Below are 17,422 nucleotides of genomic sequence, written 5' to 3' on the forward strand. Positions count from 1 at the left end.
AAAACCAAAAAAAATTGCGCAAAGGCATGAAAGTCAACAATCGAAGACTTAAAAGCACGAGTTACCGGCAAGGAGCCAGGGAAAACATTTCTGACGGCAAAAAAAAACCGAGAGCCTTACTGGTGTGAGGCTCTCGGGATTTCTAAACACACGTGATTTGATACCTGTGGGTTACGCACAGGACGGGACAGGTCACCGTGAATCAAGGTCGGTCCTTTTTATTTTTCTTTATTCATATCAGCCGATTAGCTGAGCCCTTTTCTATAGTTCGCTCTTTCAAAGTACTGACAGGACTTTTTTTTTGGACGAGAGCGGGAATCTGAGCAAGGGACGGCTCACCGTCCAGTCGGTGATGCCAAATAACAGGCAAAAAAAAACCCGGAAATCCTCACTTGCGTGGGCCTTCCGGATTTTCTAAACCGCCAAAAATGGTGGGTCGTGTGGGATTCGAACCTACGACCAATTGGTTAAAAGCCAACTGCTCTACCAACTGAGCTAACGACCCGCTGTGTGGTGGCGCGTATAATACTGATTTCTAAGGATTATTCAACACCTTATTTGAAATAAATCAGAAAAAACGCATTTGAACGGTAATTCGGTGGGTAGAACGCCTCTCGCAGCCGCCTGATCAGCGCCCTGGCTCGTCGTTCCACAGGTACTTGTGCAGCTGCAATTGCAGGCGCACCGGCAGGTTGTCCGCCACTACCCAGTCGGCCAGCTCCCGGGCGTTCAGGTCGTGATGGCTGGGCGAGAACAGCACCTCGCCCGCACGACGCTCCAGGCCATACTGGATCAGCTTGGAGGTGGCCCAGTCGTAATCGTCGCGAGAACAGATGACGAACTTGACCTGATCGTTGGCCGTCAGCAAGTCGATGTTCTCGTAGCGGTTGCGGTGGGCTTCCTTAGAGTCCGGGGTCTTGAGGTCGACTACTCGGCTGACACGCGGGTCGACCGCAGAGATGTCCAGGGCGCCGCTGGTTTCCAGTGAGACCTCGTAACCCGCGTCACACAGCCGCTTGAGCAATGGGATGGCATTGGGTTGCGCCAATGGCTCACCGCCCGTCACGCAGACGTAGCGCGGCCGGTAGCCGGCAACCTGTTCCAGGATGTCGTCGAGGGTGCGCACGGTACCGCCGCTGAAGGCGTAGGCGCTGTCGCAGTATTGGCAACGCAATGGGCAGCCGGTGAGCCGTACGAATACGGTGGGAAGGCCAGCAGTGCGCGTTTCACCCTGCAACGAGTAAAAGACTTCGGTAATACGTAATGTGTCTTGCATAGTCGCCACGGGCGTAACAGCTAAACAGGCTGTCCGCCTCCGTCAGGCACTTCAAGGGATTGCGCCAACGCGTCAACCCCAGGAAGCGTGTTTCATAAAAGGGCGTGGATTCTAACGAAAAAACCCGCGACAAGCGCGGGTTTCTTCTGAACGGGCTGCATTGCTTACAAGCGTTGCAGGTCCCGCTGGGCCAACTGCGCCGCGGAGGTACCCGGATACTGGGCAACCACCTGCTGCAGAATGCCTTTGACCTTGTCGGTGTGACCCAGGCGGCGTTCTACGTCAGCGAGTTTGTACAGCGAATCCGGCACCTTGGCGTGCTTGGGGTACAGCTGGCTGACCTTGGCAAAAGCCTGGCCCGCGCCCTGCAAATCACCCTTTGCCAGGTTGACCTCACCCAACCAGTACTGGGCATTGCCCGCGTACTGGCTGTTGGGGTACTTGCGCAGGAAAGCGGTGAAGGCCTGACTGGCCTTATCGAAATCCTTGGCCTTGATCAGGTCGAAGGCTGCATCGTAATACAGTTTTTCCTTCGCCGGATCACCCGGTTCACTGCTGGCGGCAGGGGCAGCCGCGGCGGCCCCTGCTGCTGCGCCACCGGCAGCGGCGCTTGGCGCGCCACCGGCAGCAGAATTATCAGGAGTAGCGGCAGGTGCAACACCGGCTCCAATACGACGATCAAGATCCTGGTAACGCTCCAGGCCTTCTTGCTTGAGCTGGTTCACCTGGTTCTGCAGCACTTCAATGGCGCCTTGTTGCTGGGCCAATTGATCCTGCATGCGTTGCAGCTGGTTGAACAGCTCGCCCTGTGCCGAGGGAGCGGACGTAGCCGCTCCCCCCGCATAGGCGCCGTTCGTGCCATAACCTGCTGGCGGATAACTGCTCCCGCTATTGTTATAGCCTGAGTTGCTATCCGTTACAGGAACCGCAGCCCACACCGCAAGCGGTGCGAAGCTGAGAGCCAATACAGTCAGAGCACGACGGCACGTTCGCATGACGAATTACTTACGCAGTTCGACGCGACGGTTCTGAGCCCACGACTGTTCGTCGTTGCCAGTTGCAACTGGACGCTCTTTACCGTAGGAAACCAGTTCCAGTTGGCCTGGAGCAACACCTTGCAGTACCAGGTAGCGCTGAACGGCTTTCGCACGACGCTCGCCCAGTGCCATGTTGTACTCACGAGTACCACGGGCGTCAGTGTTACCTTCCAGAACAACGCGAGCGCCGTTAGCTTTCAGGTCCTTGGCGTGAACGTCCAGAGCGCGCATGGCTTCTGGCTTCAGGTCCGAACTGTCGTATTCGAAGTAGAAAGTGGTGATTGCGCGCAGAGCAGCTTCTTCGCTCAGGGAGCCGTCGACCGCACCAGTGTTGGCGCCGTAACCAGCGTTTGGATCAACAGCTGCGCCTTCACCGGCATTGTCGCCGCCTTTAGAGGAGCAACCAACGGCTACGGACAGAGCCAGAGCCAGAGCAGCAAACTTACCAAACTTCAGCATTTCCATCGTGAAACTCCTAATGAACCCCAGTGTGTTAAGTACTTCTTTTTGTAGCGCCGCGTCAGTTCAGGTAAGGGGACCAGGATGGTTCTCTGACTTCGCCTTGTGCGGTAGGAAGTGGGAGCCTTACGCGTCCATTGATGGACACGAGCATCAAGACTCCCCGGCCCTGCTGGCGGGTGGCGTAGATTACCATGGTGCCGTTGGGCGCAACAGTGGCTGACTCATCAAGGTTGGTATCTGTAAGGATTTTTACGGTTCCGCGCTGCAAATCCTGGGCCGCAACCCGGAAATTAGTGAAACCATCCTGACGGTGAATCATCACCAACGTCTTTTCATCGGCCGAAAGCTTGGGGTTGGCGTTGTAGTTACCAATAAAGGTCACACGTTCCGCACCGCCGCCGTTCACATTTGCCTTGTAGACCTGAGGCTTGCCGCCACGGTCGGAGGTGAAGTAGATGGTCGAACCATCCTTACCCCAGAACGGTTCGGTGTTGATGCCCGGGCCGCTGGTCACACGCGAGAGTTGACGCGAGGCCATGTTCATCACGTAGATATCCGGGTTACCGTCCTTGGACAGCACGAAAGCCAGGCGCGAACCATCCGGCGACCAGGCTGGCGCACCGTTGAGGCCTTCGAAGTTGGTGATCTGCTCACGACGGCCAGTATCGATGTGCTGCACGAAGATGCGCGGACGACGCTGTTCGAACGATACGTAGGCAATACGCTTGCCATCCGGCGCGAAGCGCGGCGACAGGATTGGCTCACGGGACTGCAGCAAGGTCACTGCACGTGCACCGTCATAGTCCGAGCGCTGCAGGGTGTAGCGGGTGTTGTCTACCGAGAAGCGCTCAGCGGTGACGTACAACAGGCGCGTCGAGAACGCCCCTTTGATACCGGTGAGTTTCTCAAACGACTGGTCCGAGATGTAGTGGGCCATGTCGCGCAGTTGCTCGGCGGTACCCGATACGCTGCCGGTCAACACCTGCTGCTCGGTGGCCACGTTGAACAACGTGTACTGGATCTGCAGGCGACCGCCGGCCGGCGTGATGCTGCCGACCATCAGGTACTGGGCACCGACGGCCTTCCAGTCACGGAAGATGACTTCGCTGGCCTGGGTTGGCTGGCTGATCATGTTGCCTTTTGGAATCGGCGCGTAGTAACCGGAGTTACGCAGGTCGTCGCTGACGATCTGGGCCATGTCGTCCGGCAGCACGCTGCCGCCCTGCCAACCGAACGGAACTACCGCAATCGGTGTGGCCCGATCACTGCCGCTGGTAACCAGGATGTTCTTTTCATCCGCCGCCGCTATCCCTGCCATACAGCAAATAACGACAAGCATTCCTCGAAGAAGGTTTCTCACAAGGCTAGATCCTCAGGTGTGAATGTCATCTTGAATGAACGATAGGGAGCGAAGTCACTTGGTTTCATTCCCTGCATCTCGGTCAACCGGCCAATATTCTTGACCGCGGCAACCGCCGAACTGTCGAACGAACCGTCACCACTGGACTTGGCCACGCTGACCGAAGTCACCGTACCGTCCGGCAACATGCCGATCTGCAGCACTACTGTCATGCCTTTACGTGCCGAAGGTGGACGTGTCCAGCCTTCCGCTGCCCGCGCCCGAATCAGGTCGTCGAAACTGCCCGCGACTTCATCACCACGCTCATCGGCCAAGGCTTGCTGACGCTGCGGCGTGTCGGAAAGCAAATCTGCCAGGGCCTGGGCCTTTTTCTCTTCGGCGGATTTGCGTGCTGCTTCCTGGGCCTTTTTCTTGGAGGCGTCGGCGGCAGCTTTCTTCTTCGCTTCGTCGGCGACTTTCTTCTTCGCCTCGTCTGCTTCAGCTTTTTTCTTGGCGTCTTCGGCGGCTTTCTTCTTCGCGTCTTCGACTATCTTTTTCTTGGCTTCTTCAGCGGCCTTTTTCTTGGCCTCTTCTTCGGCAGCCTTCTTGGCTTCTTCTTCCGATTTCTTCTTGGCTATATCAGCCAATTGTTTCTCTTCGGCCTTTTTGGCTTCGGCAGCTTTCTCGGCTTTCTTGGCTTCATCAGCCTTTTTCGCCTCGTCGGCCTTCTTGGCTTCGTCAGCCTTTTTCGATTCCTCGGCCTTTTGAGCCGCCTCTTCTTTCTTTTGTTCCGCAGCAGCCTTCACCGCTTCCTGCTCGACCTTCTTCTGTTCCATCTGCTCGACTTCAGTCTGGCGCGCAGCCGACTTCTGGGCCTCACCCGCAATCTTCTGATTGGTCTGGGTGGTGGCCTGACTTTTCGATTTCAGCTGATACAGGGTCGCCTGCACGATCGGCTTGGCTGGCGGCAGGTCCGGAGTCATGGCAAAGCTGACAAACAGCATGCCGAACACCAGGACGTGCAGGGCTATTGCCCACACGCCAGGCCAGAAGTAGCTTTCCGAGGCGGACGGCTCTCGCTGTTGCTGCATCAGGGCGCCTCGGTAATCAAGCCAACGTTACCGACGCCGGCCTTCTGCAGCCCGCCCATGGCGCCCATGACGGAGCCGTAGTCGACCGATTTGTCACCCCGGATAAACACCTGGGTGTGCTTGCCGCCTTCGTTGCCGGAGCGAATGATCTTGGTCACAGCATCGGTCATGGCCGGCAACGTCAGGGCCTTGTCCTGCTGCTTTTGCGTGTCGACTTCGCTGCCAAGGTTCCAGTAATAGGTCTTGTCAGCCTTGATCGAAATGGTCAGGACCTGAGTGTTGTTGTCCTGCGGCAAGGCTTCACTGGAAACCTTGGGCAGATCAACCTTCACGCCCTGGTTGAGCATCGGCGCGGTCACCATGAAGATCACCAGCAGCACCAGCATCACGTCGATGTAAGGCACTACGTTCATCTCGGCGACCGGCTTGCGCTTTTTGCGAGCTCGAGCGATTAAAGCCATTGGGAATTACCTGCTTATTCTTCGCTGGTGTGCACTTTACGGTGCAGGATCGCCTGGAATTCATCGGCGAAGGTGTAGTAACGGCCGATCAAGGTTTCGCTGGTTGCGGCGAAACGGTTGTAGGCGATTACTGCGGGGATAGCGGCGAACAGGCCGATCGCGGTGGCGATCAGGGCTTCGGCAATACCCGGGGCCACGGTGGCCAGTGTGGCTTGCTGCGCCTGGGCCAGGCCGCGGAAGGAGTTCATGATCCCCCACACGGTACCGAACAGGCCGATATACGGGCTGACGGAACCCACGGTGGCGAGGAACGGCAGGCCCTGCTCAAGTTTCTCTTCTTCGCGGGAGATGGCCACGCGCATGGCACGGGCCACACCTTCCATCACCGCTTCAGGATCGACACCCGGCTGCTGGCGCAGGCGCGAGAACTCCTTGAAGCCGGCACGGAAGATCTGCTCGACGCCCGAATCCGGGTCCGGGTTGCTGCCGGCCTGGCGGTACAGTTTGGACAGGTCGATACCCGACCAGAAGCGCTCTTCAAAGCTCTCCAGGGCACGTCGACCGGCGCGCAACATGTTGCTGCGCTGAAAAATCATGACCCAAGAGGTAACCGATGCGGCTACCAGTGTCAGCATGACCAGTTGAACCACGACACTGGCATTGCTGACCAGGCTCCACATGGAGGAATGGTCGACGACGGTAGGTTCCACGCTAAATCTCCTGCTTTGATTGTTGACCCGCGCCGCTCACGGCGGCAAAGGCCGCGCGTAGAGTTTCGGGAATGGCCCGAGGTTTCAAGCTGTTGGTGCGCACACACGCCACCAGGAACTGCCCCTCACAGAGCAGCGTTGCATCCGTGGCCCGCCTGACCTGCTGTTTGAAACGCAGGCTGGCACGGTTCAATTCGATGACTTCAGCGCTGACCAGCAACTCATCGTCCAGTCGCGCCGGCGCGTAATACCGCGCCTCGCTGGAATGCACGACGAATAACAGGTCCTCGCCTACAAGCTCGGACTGGGCAAAACCCAACTCCCGCAGCCGCTCGGTTCGAGCCCGTTCCATGAATTTCAGGTAATTGACGTAATAAACGATGCCGCCGGCATCGGTGTCCTCGTAATAAACGCGACAGCGATGTGCGAACGACTGATCCCCGTTTTGCGCGCGCATACTCTAGTGCTTACTCCTCAGGTTGCCAATTGGCTGGGCAACTGTTTTTTCATTCCTGAACGCTTTTGCAGTGAATCAAATGACGACGCCAGACACTGGGACAGCACAAAGCTCAGATAAATCGTCCGGCGTAAGCTTTTTAATCGTCTACCGCATCGAGGAATTCGTCTACCACGGGCATCTCTCCCAATCGTGACGGAATGTTTAGCCCAAAGTGCAGGTAAGCATGACGCGTCACCACCCTGCCCCGCGGGGTTCGCATGATGTAGCCCTGCTGAATCAGGTACGGTTCCAGCACATCCTCAATGGTATGGCGCTCTTCGCTGATGGCTGCGGCCAGGCTGTCCACGCCCACCGGGCCACCGTCGAATTTCTCGATCATGGTCAAAAGTAGGCGTCGATCCTGGTGATCAAAACCATGTTCGTCCACATCCAGCAGGTTCAAGGCAAGGTCCGCCACGGCCTTGGTGATGTGGCCCTTGGCACGCACCTCGGCAAAGTCTCGCACGCGGCGCAGCAAACGGTTGGCAATTCGTGGCGTACCGCGAGCGCGTCGAGCGATTTCAAAGGCGCCTTCCGGGTCCAGGGGCAAGCCGAGGATACTCGCCGACCGGCTGACAATGGTCGCCAGATCGGCGGTGCTATAGAACTCTAGACGTTGAACAATGCCGAAACGGTCTCGCAGCGGGTTGGTCAGCATGCCCGCACGGGTGGTCGCGCCCACCAGGGTGAATGGCGGCAGGTCGAGCTTGATCGAGCGGGCCGCAGGGCCTTCACCGATCATGATGTCAAGCTGGAAGTCTTCCATCGCCGGGTACAGCACTTCCTCGACAATCGGTGATAACCGATGGATCTCGTCGATAAACAGTACGTCATGGGGTTCAAGATTGGTCAGCAGCGCCGCCAGGTCTCCAGGACGCTCCAGCACGGGGCCGGAGGTGGACTTGATCGACACGCCCATTTCCTGGGCGATGATATTGGCCAGGGTGGTCTTGCCCAACCCGGGCGGGCCGAAGATCAAGGTGTGGTCCAGGGACTCACTGCGCCCGCGCGCGGCCTGGATAAACAACTCCATCTGTTCGCGCACGGTGGGCTGGCCGATGTATTCGGCCAGGCTCAGCGGGCGGATGGCCCGGTCCTGGACTTCTTCACGGTCACGCGGGCCGGTGGCCGCGATCAGACGATCGGCTTCAATCACTTAAATCATTCCCTTCAGGGCACGGCGAATCATGTCTTCAGCGCTCAGGTTCTTGTCCTTGATGGCCGATACGGCCTTGCTGGCTTCCTGAGGCTTGTAGCCCAGGGAGATCAGCGCATTGACCGCATCGCTTTCGGCGCTGGCGACCTGGGCCGCCGGCATATCCGGCTGGTTCGGTACCAGGGCGAACATGCTCGGTACCACCTCCCAGGCTTTGAAGCGGTCCTTGAGCTCGACCAGCAAGCGCTCGGCAGTTTTCTTGCCGACGCCCGGCACCTTGGTCAGGGCCGAGGTATCCTGGGCCGATACAGCACGCACCAACTCATCCACTTCCAGGCTCGACATCAAGGCCAGGGCCAATTTGGGCCCCACGCCATTGAGACGAATCAGCTCGCGGAAGAAATCGCGGTCGCGCTTGCCGATGAAACCATAGAGTAGTTGCGCGTCTTCGCGCACCACTAAATGCGTGTGCAAGGTTATCGGCTCGCCGACCGACGGCAGGCGATACAAGGTGGTCATGGGCACTTCCAGCTCATAACCCAACCCATTCACATCCAGAATCAGGTGCGGCGGCTGTTTCTCAGCCAGGGTGCCGCGCAAGCGTCCAATCACGGTTCAGATCCTTAAAGCTGGGGGGTCAGATCGGAGCCTGACCGCAAAAATAACGATTGCGCTGATGCTATCAGAGACGCAGGCGCCCGCCACGACTACGTGCTGCGCCCAAGCCGTGAGGCAACAGGCTGGAGCGGGTATGGGCATGGCAAATGGCGATGGCCAGGGCATCCGAGGCGTCGATCTGTGGCTTTGACGTGAGCTTGAGCATGTGCATGACCATCATCTGCACCTGCTCCTTGTTGGCACCACCGGTACCGACCACGGCCTGCTTGACCTGGGTCGCGGTGTATTCAGCGATCTCCATGCCCTCCTCGGCACCCGCCACGATGGCGGCGCCACGGGCTTGGCCAAGCTTCAACGCCGAGTCGGCATTCTTGGCCATGAAGACTTTTTCGATGCCCATGGTGACCGGGCCGTAGGTCTGGATGACTTCACGCACGCCGCGATAGACGATCTGCAGCCGCTCGGCCAATTCCCCTGCGCCAGTGCGGATGCAGCCCGAGGCGACGTACACACAGCCACGTGGGGTCTGCTGCACCACGCCAAATCCGGTGATGCGCGAACCGGGGTCGATACCTAGGATTAAAGTCATAACGCCTGCGGGTTGGATTTACAAAGGTATGTGCCAGGCACACATTTGTGTAACAGCATAGAACCCCTGTGGGAGCTGGCTTGCCTGCGATGCGTGCACCTCGGTGCTTCTGTCAAGTCGAGGTGATGCTATCGCAGGCAAGCCAGCTCCCACAGTGGCTATTCATCGTTCTTAAGTGAGCTGTTCGGCCACAGACTCAGGGATGTCGGCATTCGAATACACATTCTGCACATCATCCAGGTCTTCAAGCATGTCCAGCAGCTTCAGCACCTTCTGCGCACCGTCCAGGTCCAGTTCGGCACTGGTGGTCGGCAGCATCACGATTTCTGCGTCGGTGCCGTTGAAACCAGCGGCTTCCAGGGCGTTGCGCACGGCGTAGAAGCTGGCGAACGAGGTAAACACGTCGATGGAGCCGTCTTCGTTGGTCACGACGTCATCGGCATCCGCTTCCATTGCGGCTTCCATCAGCGCGTCTTCATCGGTGCCCGGTGCGAAGGTGATCTGCCCCTTGCGCTCGAACAGGTAGGCCACCGAACCATCCGTGCCGAGGTTGCCGCCGCACTTGCTGAACGCATGACGTACGGCTGCCGCGGTACGGTTGCGGTTGTCGGTCATGCATTCGACCATCACCGCCACGCCGCCCGGGCCGTAGCCTTCATAGGTCAGCTCGACCATATCGTCGGTGTCGGCCGCACCAGCACCACGGGCCACGGCGCGGTCGATGATGTCGCGGCTCATGTTGGCGCCCAGCGCCTTGTCCAGCGCCAGGCGCAGACGCGGGTTAGAGCCCGGGTCACCGCCACCCTGGCGGGCCGCGACGGTCAGTTCGCGAATCCACTTGGTGAAGATCTTGCCCTTCTTGGCATCCTGACGCTCTTTGCGGTGCTTGATGTTCGCCCACTTGGAATGGCCAGCCATAACACAACTCCGAATTCTCTAGAAACCTTATCAATCCCGCCCCAGGCGAGATTTCCCTCTTTTAAACGCAAAGGCGCATCCGAAGATGCGCCTTTTTGACTGCGTACAACCTTATCGCGCTTTCACGCTGCAGCCTTACTCAGCCTTCGGCGTCTCGCGCAGGCGGATGTGCAGCTCGCGCAAGGCCTTGGCATCCACCACACCCGGCGCCTGGGTCATGACGTCCGCAGCGCTCTGGGTTTTCGGGAAGGCGATCACTTCACGGATCGACTGGGCGCCGGTCATCAGCATCACCAGACGGTCCAGGCCGAACGCCAGGCCACCGTGCGGCGGCGCGCCGTATTTCAGGGCGTCGAGCAGGAAGCCGAATTTCTCTTCCTGTTCCGCTTCGTTGATGCCCAGCAGGCGGAAGACCGCTTGCTGCATCTCTTTGCGGTGGATACGGATCGAACCGCCACCCAGTTCAGTACCGTTCAACACCATGTCGTAGGCACGGGACAGCGCGCCTGCAGGGTTGGCTTCCAGCTCTTGAGGGGAGCACTTCGGTGCGGTGAACGGGTGGTGCAAGGCGCTGAAGCTGCCGTCGTCGTTCTCTTCGAACATCGGGAAGTCCACAACCCACATCGGCGCCCACTCGCAGGTCAGCAGGTTCAGGTCGTGGCCGAGTTTGATACGCAGCGCGCCCAGGGCCTCGCTGACGATCTTGGCCTTGTCGGCGCCGAAGAACACGATGTCGCCGTCAACCGCACCGACGCGATCAAGGATCGTGTTCAGGTTGGCTTCAGGGATGTTTTTCACGATCGGCGATTGCAGGCCGTCGACGCCGTTGGCGCGCTCGTTGACCTTGATGTACGCCAGGCCCTTGGCACCGTAGATGCCGACGAACTTGGTGTAGTCGTCGATCTGCTTGCGCGGCATGCTCGCGCCGCCAGGCACACGCAGGGCGGCGATGCGGCATTTAGGATCGTTGGCCGGGCCGCTGAACACCTTGAAGTCGACGTCCTTGAGCTGGTCGGCCACGTCCACCAGTTCCAGCGGGTTACGCAGGTCTGGCTTGTCGGAACCGTAGCGGCGCATGGCTTCTTCGAAAGTCATGTGCGGGAATTCGCCGAACTCCAGGCCCAGCACTTCCTTGAACAGGTTGCGGATCATCTGCTCGGTCAGGCCCATGATCTCTTTTTCATCGAGGAAGCTGGTCTCGATGTCGATCTGGGTGAATTCCGGCTGGCGGTCAGCGCGCAGGTCTTCGTCACGGAAGCACTTGGCGATCTGGTAGTAGCGGTCGAAACCGGCCACCATCAGCAGTTGCTTGAACAGCTGCGGCGATTGCGGCAAGGCGAAGAAGCTGCCGGCATGGGTACGGCTCGGTACCAGGTAGTCACGCGCGCCTTCCGGGGTGGCCCGGGTGAGGATCGGCGTTTCGACGTCCAGGAAGCCGTTTTCATCCAGGAAGCGGCGGATGCTGGTGGTCATGCGCGAACGCAGGCGCAGCTTCTCGGCCATTTCCGGACGACGCAAGTCCAGGAAGCGGTAGCGCAGGCGGGTTTCTTCGCCCACATCGGAGTATTCGTTGAGTGGGAACGGTGGGGTTTCCGACTCGTTCAGCACTTCCAGCTCATAGCCCAGTACTTCGATGCCGCCGGACGCCATGTTCTTGTTCACGGCACCGGCCGGACGCAGGCGTACCTTGCCGGTGATCTTGACGACATATTCGCTGCGCACGCGGTCGGCGGCTGCAAAACTCTCGGCGCGGTCCGGGTCGAACACCACCTGGGCCAGACCATCACGGTCACGGATATCGAGGAAGATCACCCCGCCGTGGTCGCGGCGACGGTGAACCCATCCGCAAAGGGTGATTTCCTGACCTTCCAGGGTCTCGTTCAGTTGGCCGCAATAGTGGCTGCGCATCATGGTCGTGGTTTCACTTCTCGTAATTCGAAATTCGGTGGCAGGCCCGCCTCGTCACCGTACATTAAAGCAGGGGACGGATAATGCAGGAGCCTGCGCGTAGAGTTCAACTCAGTCTGCTTTGTCGCCGCCCGCCAGGTTCTTCTTGGCGCCGGTCTTGAAATCGGTCTCGTACCAGCCACTGCCGCTCAGACGGAAGCCCGGCATGGACAACATCTTCTTCAACTCAGGTGCCTGGCAGGCAGGGCAATCGACCAGCGGCGCGGCGCTGATCTTCTGAATGGCTTCCAACTGATGACCACAGGAAGCGCATTGATAGTCGTACATGGGCATGGAGATGTCTCGGCGATCAGATCGTTACAGCGCCACGCCCTGCCCTGTGCTTAAAGCCCGGCATGCGCAGCAAAGCGCGGGATTATATCTGGTAAATCAACACAGCGCAGCCGGCTTTGTGCCCAGGGCCCGGCCCGCCGGGATGACGGACCGACCACCGGACTACTGCGCGAGCGTGTCCGCGGACGTGAGGGCGTCCCGGCCTTTGAGCACATGGACCACGCACACCACCCTCACCAGCCCACTGAAGTTCTTCACGCCTCCGTAACGCAAATGCACTTCCCGATCGACGTAGGACAACAATGCACTGACCGAACAGGTATTGAGCCTGGCGATTTCCGTCAGGATGTTCCAATAGATCTGTTCAAGCCGCAGGCAGGTAGAAAACCCATTGAGCCTGACCGACCGGGACAGCGGCTTGGCCAGCCCCATATCAAAACCCTTGGCAAAAGGGTCGACCTTTATCTTGTGAAAACCACAGGTTTCCATCACTCCCTTACCCACTCCACGTGACATACAGCTGACACTCCATTGCCAAACAACAGCCAACAGGTTTCTCCCATTGGACGATGGGCCTATAAAACAGCAGCCAGCACAGAGCAGCCAGAAGACGGGGAGTTGTTAGTCGTAGGACAACGCCAGGAAGCGCAGGGAAACCAGCAGGCGGCGCCCAAAAGGCGCCGCCAGGGTTCGACGATTACTGGTTTTCAAGCAGGGAGCGCAGCATCCACGCGGTTTTCTCGTGAACCTGCATACGCTGGGTCAAGAGGTCCGCCGTCGGCTCATCACTGACTTTGTCGAGCAATGGGAAGATGCCCCGCGCGGTACGCGTGACTGCTTCCTGGCCGGCGACCAACTGCTTGATCATCTCTTCGGCGCTCGGCACACCCTCTTCTTCCTTGATGGAAGACAGGCGGGCGTAAATCGAATAGGCACCCGGCGCCGGGAAGCCCAGGGCACGGATACGCTCAGCAATGGAGTCCACTGCCAGCGCCAGCTCGTTGTACTGCTCTTCGAACATCAGGTGCAGTGTACGAAACATGGGGCCTGTGACGTTCCAATGGAAATTGTGGGTCTTCAGATACAGAACATAGGTATCGGAGAGCAGGCGGGAAAGTCCGTCGACGATGGATTTACGGTCTTCTTCACTGATACCAATATCGATTGCCATGTGTTTCCCCTTCAATTGACGAGCATTCATTGATCAGGTGCAGCTCCACTCTAGCAAGAGAGTGCGCCACGTGCAGCCCGACACACTCGGACGGCATGCGGCAAATCGCCCCGCACCGCCTGCGAGATCTGAGTTGGCAAGCCTGTTTACCTGTAGGAAGGGTCTTGGCTGCCACTGAAAAAATCCCGCACCTGTCTAGGACAAGCGTTTGACGCAGAAATGCCGTGACCGTGGCAACACCCCGAAATGCTTGATTTGAGTAGGCACAGCCTTTGCTGTTAAATAGACGCGGTGTGGCTGCCGTTTATTCCTGCGGCACGTCACATAGGCTGATACCCGCGCACGTGCTCAACGCCTCCCATTGTTCAGAAGCGAACCGTGCCAGTCAGCTCTTCCTTGTGATCCGTCTTAACGTGAGTTAACCAAAATGTTGAAAATCGTCCACCTGCTAACGGGCGTTGCAGCGTTGCTGCTGTCCTTTATTCCGAGCCTGCAGCCTGAAAGCCTGCCCTACCTGGAACAACACGACGCCCTGTACCTGGCCTTGTTCGGCCTTCTTAACCTGACGCTCGCACCGGTAATCCCTTACTGGAACAAAGGCACGCGTCATCAACTGCAAAACCTGGTCAGTGCGCTGCTGGTGCTGACTGTTGTCGTACAAACCCTTACCCTCCTGGCGCCCATGCCTGAAGTCGGGGGCCATCCGGCCATCCTGCTCAGCCTGGTGATTGCTGTGGTCGCCATCGTTCTTCACCTGGCCATCAGCTTCTACCGCTCGTCTCCAGCGGCCGCGTCGCAAAACTATGACATGACTAACCGGGATACCGGGACCGTCAAGTGGTTCAACACCTCCAAGGGCTTCGGCTTCATTTCCCGCGATTCGGGCGACGATATCTTCGTCCACTTCCGAGCCATTCGTGGCGAAGGCCATCGCGTACTGGTCGAAGGCCAGCGCGTGGAATTCTCGGTGATGAACCGTGACAAGGGCCTGCAAGCCGAAGACGTCATCGCTGCCCTGCCGCGTCGCTGATTCCCCAGCTTTCGCAGCAAAAAAAACCGCGATCCAGCCTTGGCTGGGTCGCGGTTTTTTATTGCGTGCGCAGTCAATAGTGGGGCGGCGGCGCTTCTTCTTCGGATGACTCGAATTGCCCGCCCATTTCTTCCTGGCGCTTGAGCAGTGCAGTCATCTGCAATTGCAGGCGTTCGACGGCCCGCTGCTGGGTGACCAGAATGTCATTGAGGGTTTCAATGGTGTCGTCCTGGAAGGCCAGGCGGCTTTCCAGGTCGGTGACGCGTTCTTGCAGGTCCATGGTTCAGTCCTGGGTAAAGATGAAGTCGGCAGGCAATAGCTCACGCAATCGGCTGCGAATCGCGGCCACCTGCTCTTCGGTATAGGGCTGGGCCGGGTGCTTGCCCCACACGGGGGCTGGCCAGGCGGCGTCGTCGCGCTTGCGCACAATCACATGCACATGCAACTGGCTGACCACGTTACCCAACGCGCCGATGTTCATTTTGTCGGCCGCCAAGCCCTCGTTGAGCAACTGCGCCAAGGCTGTCGTTTCTTGCCACAAGGTTTGTTGATCGGCGACATCCAGTTGAAACACTTCGCTGATACCGTCGATGCGTGGCACCAGAATGAACCAGGGGTAATTGGCGTCATTGGACAGCAGCAGGCGACAGAGCGGGAAGTCCCCAATGGCCAAGGTATCTTGTTGCAGGCGTTGATCTAAGGCGAACACGTGGCACTCCGTTCGGCAGGTCGGTAACAGGTGCCCAGCATACCTTCGAATGCCCAAGGCTTCACGGGCAATGCTGGCGGCCTTGAGGCAGCCGGGCAAAAAAATGCACCCTTTAGAGGCAGTAACTCAAGAGAGCAACGCTAGGCCGGGCCTCAACGGGATGCACCAAAATGACCCACCTGTGCCTCAAAGGGATCCGCCGATTACCCACTGATAAGGGTCAACCGGTAACGTTTTACCCAGGTACAGCATTCAGGTACCACCGAACCGGGGTAACACCCTGGCGTCAAGCCCAACCCAAATGGCGTAAACCCCCCGTGCTTATGCGGTTTTTACAGGTTCATCACACTTTTCACGAAAAAATGACATTCGGTCAGCGGTTTGAGCACGCTTGTTGCATTCACCTCCATATCGTCGGCAACGGCACCCGTCTGGACACAGGTGTTTCGCGATAAAAACAGTGGCGTTTCAATGTGTATCAGGGAAGTGTTCAAACTTTGAAAGAAGTCTGAAAACAGCATTGAAGTTGTCAGCCTGGATACATTTTGGGCTGTGAATTTGCGACATGGATCTAGCGATTTACGACAGCCTCGTAAAGAAGCTGAAAGGATAGTTGAGTAAGTATCGTCAATAGGGTCTGCGTGAGCTAACTTTGCGCCGACACAAAAAGAAAGAGCCGCCCAGATAAAAATACAGGTGGGACGGCAGTACTCTTCCTAAAACCAAAGGAGCAAATCACGATGCGCGTGATGAAGTGGAGCATGATCGCCCTGGCTGTTTCAGCAGGCACCTCGCAGTTCGCAATGGCGTCCGCCCAGGACGATTCCAAGGGCTTTGTTGAAGACAGCACGTTCAGCATCAATACTCGCGCGCTGTACTTCAGCCGTGACTTTCGAAATGAGCCAGGGGGCGGTTACAGCACCGTCAACGGCAAGCGTAAAAGCCGTGCTGAAGAAACCGGCCTGGGCTTCAATGCCCTCTACGAGTCTGGCTTCACCCAGGGCACCATTGGTGTCGGTGTCGACGTGATCGGCCTGATGGGCGTCAAGCTCGACAGCGGCAAGGGCCGCGCCGGCACCGGCCTGTTCCCAACCGGTTCCGATGGTCGCTCGCAAGACGACTACTCCAAAGGCGGCGGCGCGGTGAAGTTCCGCATCTCCAACACAGTGCTGAAAATCGGTGACCAATACACCACAGCCCCAGTGTTTGCCTCCGACGACAGCCGCCTGCTGCCTGAGCTGCCGCAAGGTATCTCCATCACCAGCAACGAAATCAAGGGCCTGAAGCTTGAAGGCGGTCACTTCACTTCCAGCGTCGCGCAGAACCAGACCTACCACGACAGCCTGGGCCTGACCAAAACCGACTTTGTCGGCGGTGTGTATGCCTTCACTCCAGAAGTCACCGGCAGCCTGTACTACGCGAAAACCGAAGATTACTTCCGCAAGTACTACAGCAACCTGAACTGGACCCACGCCCTGAGCGATGATCAGTCGTTCGCCCTGGACTTCAACATCTACGACACCAAGAGCGACGGCGCCGGCCTGCAACGCGCAGAGAAAGATGGCGTGACCAAGCTCGACAACCGCGCCTTCAGCTTGCAGGGTGCGTACACCATCGGTGCTCACACCTTCACCCTGGCAGCCCAGAAAGTCACCGGTGACGGCGACTACGGTTACGGCGTAGACGGCGGCGGCACTGTGTTCCTGGCCAACTCCATCGCCCGTTCCGACTTCAACGCCGAAGGCGAAAAGTCCTACCAGGCGCGTTATGACATCAACATGGCGACCTTTGGCATTCCGGGCCTGAGCTTCATGACCCGTTACGTCACCGGTAGCGGCGCCAACACCGGCACCACCTCGAACGGCAAAGAGTGGGAACGCGACATCGAAGCCAAGTACGTGATCCAGAGCGGCCCGGCGAAAAACCTGAGCCTGCGCCTGCGTCAAGCGACTTACCGTTCCGGTGATGGCGTGTACTACGGTTCGCCGTCGATCGACGAGCTGCGTCTGATCGCCAACTACCCGCTGAACATCTTGTAATTGCCGGTTCAATTACAACGATGACTTGAGGCCTCGGCCTTAAACAAAAAGCCGCTCCTCTGTTTAAACAGGGAGC

Annotated in this window: 20 protein-coding genes and 1 tRNA gene; 2 read left to right on the forward strand and 19 right to left on the reverse strand. The window is 58.3% G+C overall.

Annotation, left to right across the window (positions count from 1 at the left end; all coding sequences use genetic code 11):
* Positions 1 to 429: 429 nt before the first annotated feature.
* From AB9N64_RS11610 to AB9N64_RS11690, 17 genes are all read right to left on the reverse strand, one after another.
* Positions 430 to 505: transfer RNA gene (locus tag AB9N64_RS11610), tRNA-Lys, on the reverse strand.
* 123 nt (positions 506 to 628) lie between these two features.
* Positions 629 to 1,276, reverse strand: a complete 648-nt coding sequence (gene queE, locus AB9N64_RS11615) for a 7-carboxy-7-deazaguanine synthase QueE (protein ID WP_020302705.1) — start codon at positions 1,274 to 1,276, stop codon at positions 629 to 631.
* Positions 1,277 to 1,440: 164 nt separating this feature from the next.
* Positions 1,441 to 2,271, reverse strand: coding sequence for a tol-pal system protein YbgF (ybgF, locus tag AB9N64_RS11620; RefSeq protein WP_014719713.1), 831 nt, complete (start codon positions 2,269 to 2,271; stop codon positions 1,441 to 1,443).
* Positions 2,272 to 2,277: 6 nt separating this feature from the next.
* Positions 2,278 to 2,778, reverse strand: coding sequence for a peptidoglycan-associated lipoprotein Pal (gene pal, locus AB9N64_RS11625; protein WP_003193861.1), 501 nt, complete (start codon positions 2,776 to 2,778; stop codon positions 2,278 to 2,280).
* Positions 2,779 to 2,833: 55 nt separating this feature from the next.
* Entirely contained in the window at positions 2,834 to 4,114 is a 1,281-nt protein-coding gene (gene tolB, locus AB9N64_RS11630; RefSeq protein ID WP_032874245.1) for a Tol-Pal system beta propeller repeat protein TolB, read from the reverse strand.
* A gap of 17 nt (positions 4,115 to 4,131) precedes the next feature.
* Positions 4,132 to 5,205 carry a cell envelope integrity protein TolA gene (tolA, locus tag AB9N64_RS11635; RefSeq protein ID WP_003193863.1) on the reverse strand — a complete coding sequence of 358 codons (1,074 nt, stop codon included), beginning with the start codon at positions 5,203 to 5,205 and terminating at the stop codon, positions 4,132 to 4,134.
* Positions 5,205 to 5,657 (reverse strand): protein TolR, encoded by a 453-nt coding sequence (tolR, locus tag AB9N64_RS11640; protein WP_161793227.1) that lies wholly within the window; start codon positions 5,655 to 5,657, stop codon positions 5,205 to 5,207. The genes tolA and tolR overlap by 1 nt, the downstream gene beginning before the upstream one ends.
* 23 nt (positions 5,658 to 5,680) lie before the next feature.
* Positions 5,681 to 6,376, reverse strand: a complete 696-nt coding sequence (tolQ, locus tag AB9N64_RS11645; RefSeq protein ID WP_003193865.1) for a protein TolQ — start codon at positions 6,374 to 6,376, stop codon at positions 5,681 to 5,683.
* Between the two features lies 1 nt (position 6,377).
* The gene (gene ybgC, locus AB9N64_RS11650; RefSeq protein WP_014719714.1) at positions 6,378 to 6,833 is read right to left on the reverse strand and encodes a tol-pal system-associated acyl-CoA thioesterase; all 456 of its coding nucleotides are present in this window, start codon (positions 6,831 to 6,833) and stop codon (positions 6,378 to 6,380) included.
* Positions 6,834 to 6,972: 139 nt separating this feature from the next.
* Positions 6,973 to 8,031, reverse strand: coding sequence for a Holliday junction branch migration DNA helicase RuvB (gene ruvB, locus AB9N64_RS11655; protein ID WP_003193867.1), 1,059 nt, complete (start codon positions 8,029 to 8,031; stop codon positions 6,973 to 6,975).
* The gene (gene ruvA / locus AB9N64_RS11660; protein WP_003193868.1) at positions 8,032 to 8,643 is read right to left on the reverse strand and encodes a Holliday junction branch migration protein RuvA; all 612 of its coding nucleotides are present in this window, start codon (positions 8,641 to 8,643) and stop codon (positions 8,032 to 8,034) included.
* 70 nt (positions 8,644 to 8,713) lie between these two features.
* On the reverse strand, positions 8,714 to 9,238 hold the full coding sequence (gene ruvC, locus AB9N64_RS11665; protein WP_019821257.1) for a crossover junction endodeoxyribonuclease RuvC: 525 nt from the start codon (positions 9,236 to 9,238) through the stop codon (positions 8,714 to 8,716).
* Between the two features lie 171 nt (positions 9,239 to 9,409).
* Entirely contained in the window at positions 9,410 to 10,156 is a 747-nt protein-coding gene (locus tag AB9N64_RS11670; RefSeq protein ID WP_003193870.1) for a YebC/PmpR family DNA-binding transcriptional regulator, read from the reverse strand.
* 135 nt (positions 10,157 to 10,291) lie between these two features.
* Complete coding sequence (gene aspS, locus AB9N64_RS11675) at positions 10,292 to 12,067, reverse strand: aspartate--tRNA ligase (protein WP_014719716.1); 1,776 nt, start codon at positions 12,065 to 12,067, stop codon at positions 10,292 to 10,294.
* 108 nt (positions 12,068 to 12,175) lie between these two features.
* A complete protein-coding gene (locus AB9N64_RS11680; protein ID WP_003193872.1) occupies positions 12,176 to 12,397 on the reverse strand; it encodes an FmdB family zinc ribbon protein in 222 nt (73 codons plus the stop codon).
* Positions 12,398 to 12,559: 162 nt separating this feature from the next.
* On the reverse strand, positions 12,560 to 12,913 hold the full coding sequence (locus AB9N64_RS11685; protein WP_019821251.1) for a ribbon-helix-helix domain-containing protein: 354 nt from the start codon (positions 12,911 to 12,913) through the stop codon (positions 12,560 to 12,562).
* A 181-nt stretch (positions 12,914 to 13,094) separates the two neighbouring features.
* Positions 13,095 to 13,568 (reverse strand): Dps family protein, encoded by a 474-nt coding sequence (locus AB9N64_RS11690; RefSeq protein WP_003193874.1) that lies wholly within the window; start codon positions 13,566 to 13,568, stop codon positions 13,095 to 13,097.
* Between the two features lie 427 nt (positions 13,569 to 13,995).
* Here AB9N64_RS11690 and AB9N64_RS11695 point away from each other — a divergent pair, with 427 nt between their 5' ends.
* Positions 13,996 to 14,598, forward strand: coding sequence for a cold-shock protein (locus AB9N64_RS11695; RefSeq protein WP_003193875.1), 603 nt, complete (start codon positions 13,996 to 13,998; stop codon positions 14,596 to 14,598).
* Between the two features lie 73 nt (positions 14,599 to 14,671).
* On the opposite strand, the gene AB9N64_RS11700 is transcribed toward AB9N64_RS11695, so the two are convergent.
* Both AB9N64_RS11700 and AB9N64_RS11705 read right to left on the reverse strand, forming a co-directional pair.
* Complete coding sequence (locus AB9N64_RS11700) at positions 14,672 to 14,878, reverse strand: SlyX family protein (RefSeq protein WP_005790924.1); 207 nt, start codon at positions 14,876 to 14,878, stop codon at positions 14,672 to 14,674.
* 3 nt (positions 14,879 to 14,881) lie between these two features.
* Complete coding sequence (locus AB9N64_RS11705; protein WP_020302709.1) at positions 14,882 to 15,307, reverse strand: HIT domain-containing protein; 426 nt, start codon at positions 15,305 to 15,307, stop codon at positions 14,882 to 14,884.
* 740 nt (positions 15,308 to 16,047) lie between these two features.
* Between AB9N64_RS11705 and AB9N64_RS11710 the strand changes: the two genes are divergently transcribed.
* Positions 16,048 to 17,346 (forward strand): OprD family porin, encoded by a 1,299-nt coding sequence (locus AB9N64_RS11710; protein ID WP_014719719.1) that lies wholly within the window; start codon positions 16,048 to 16,050, stop codon positions 17,344 to 17,346.
* Positions 17,347 to 17,422 lie beyond the last annotated feature (76 nt).

This window comes from Pseudomonas sp. KT_2_4, from assembly GCF_041410225.1.
Classification (GTDB): domain Bacteria; phylum Pseudomonadota; class Gammaproteobacteria; order Pseudomonadales; family Pseudomonadaceae; genus Aquipseudomonas; species Aquipseudomonas paracarnis.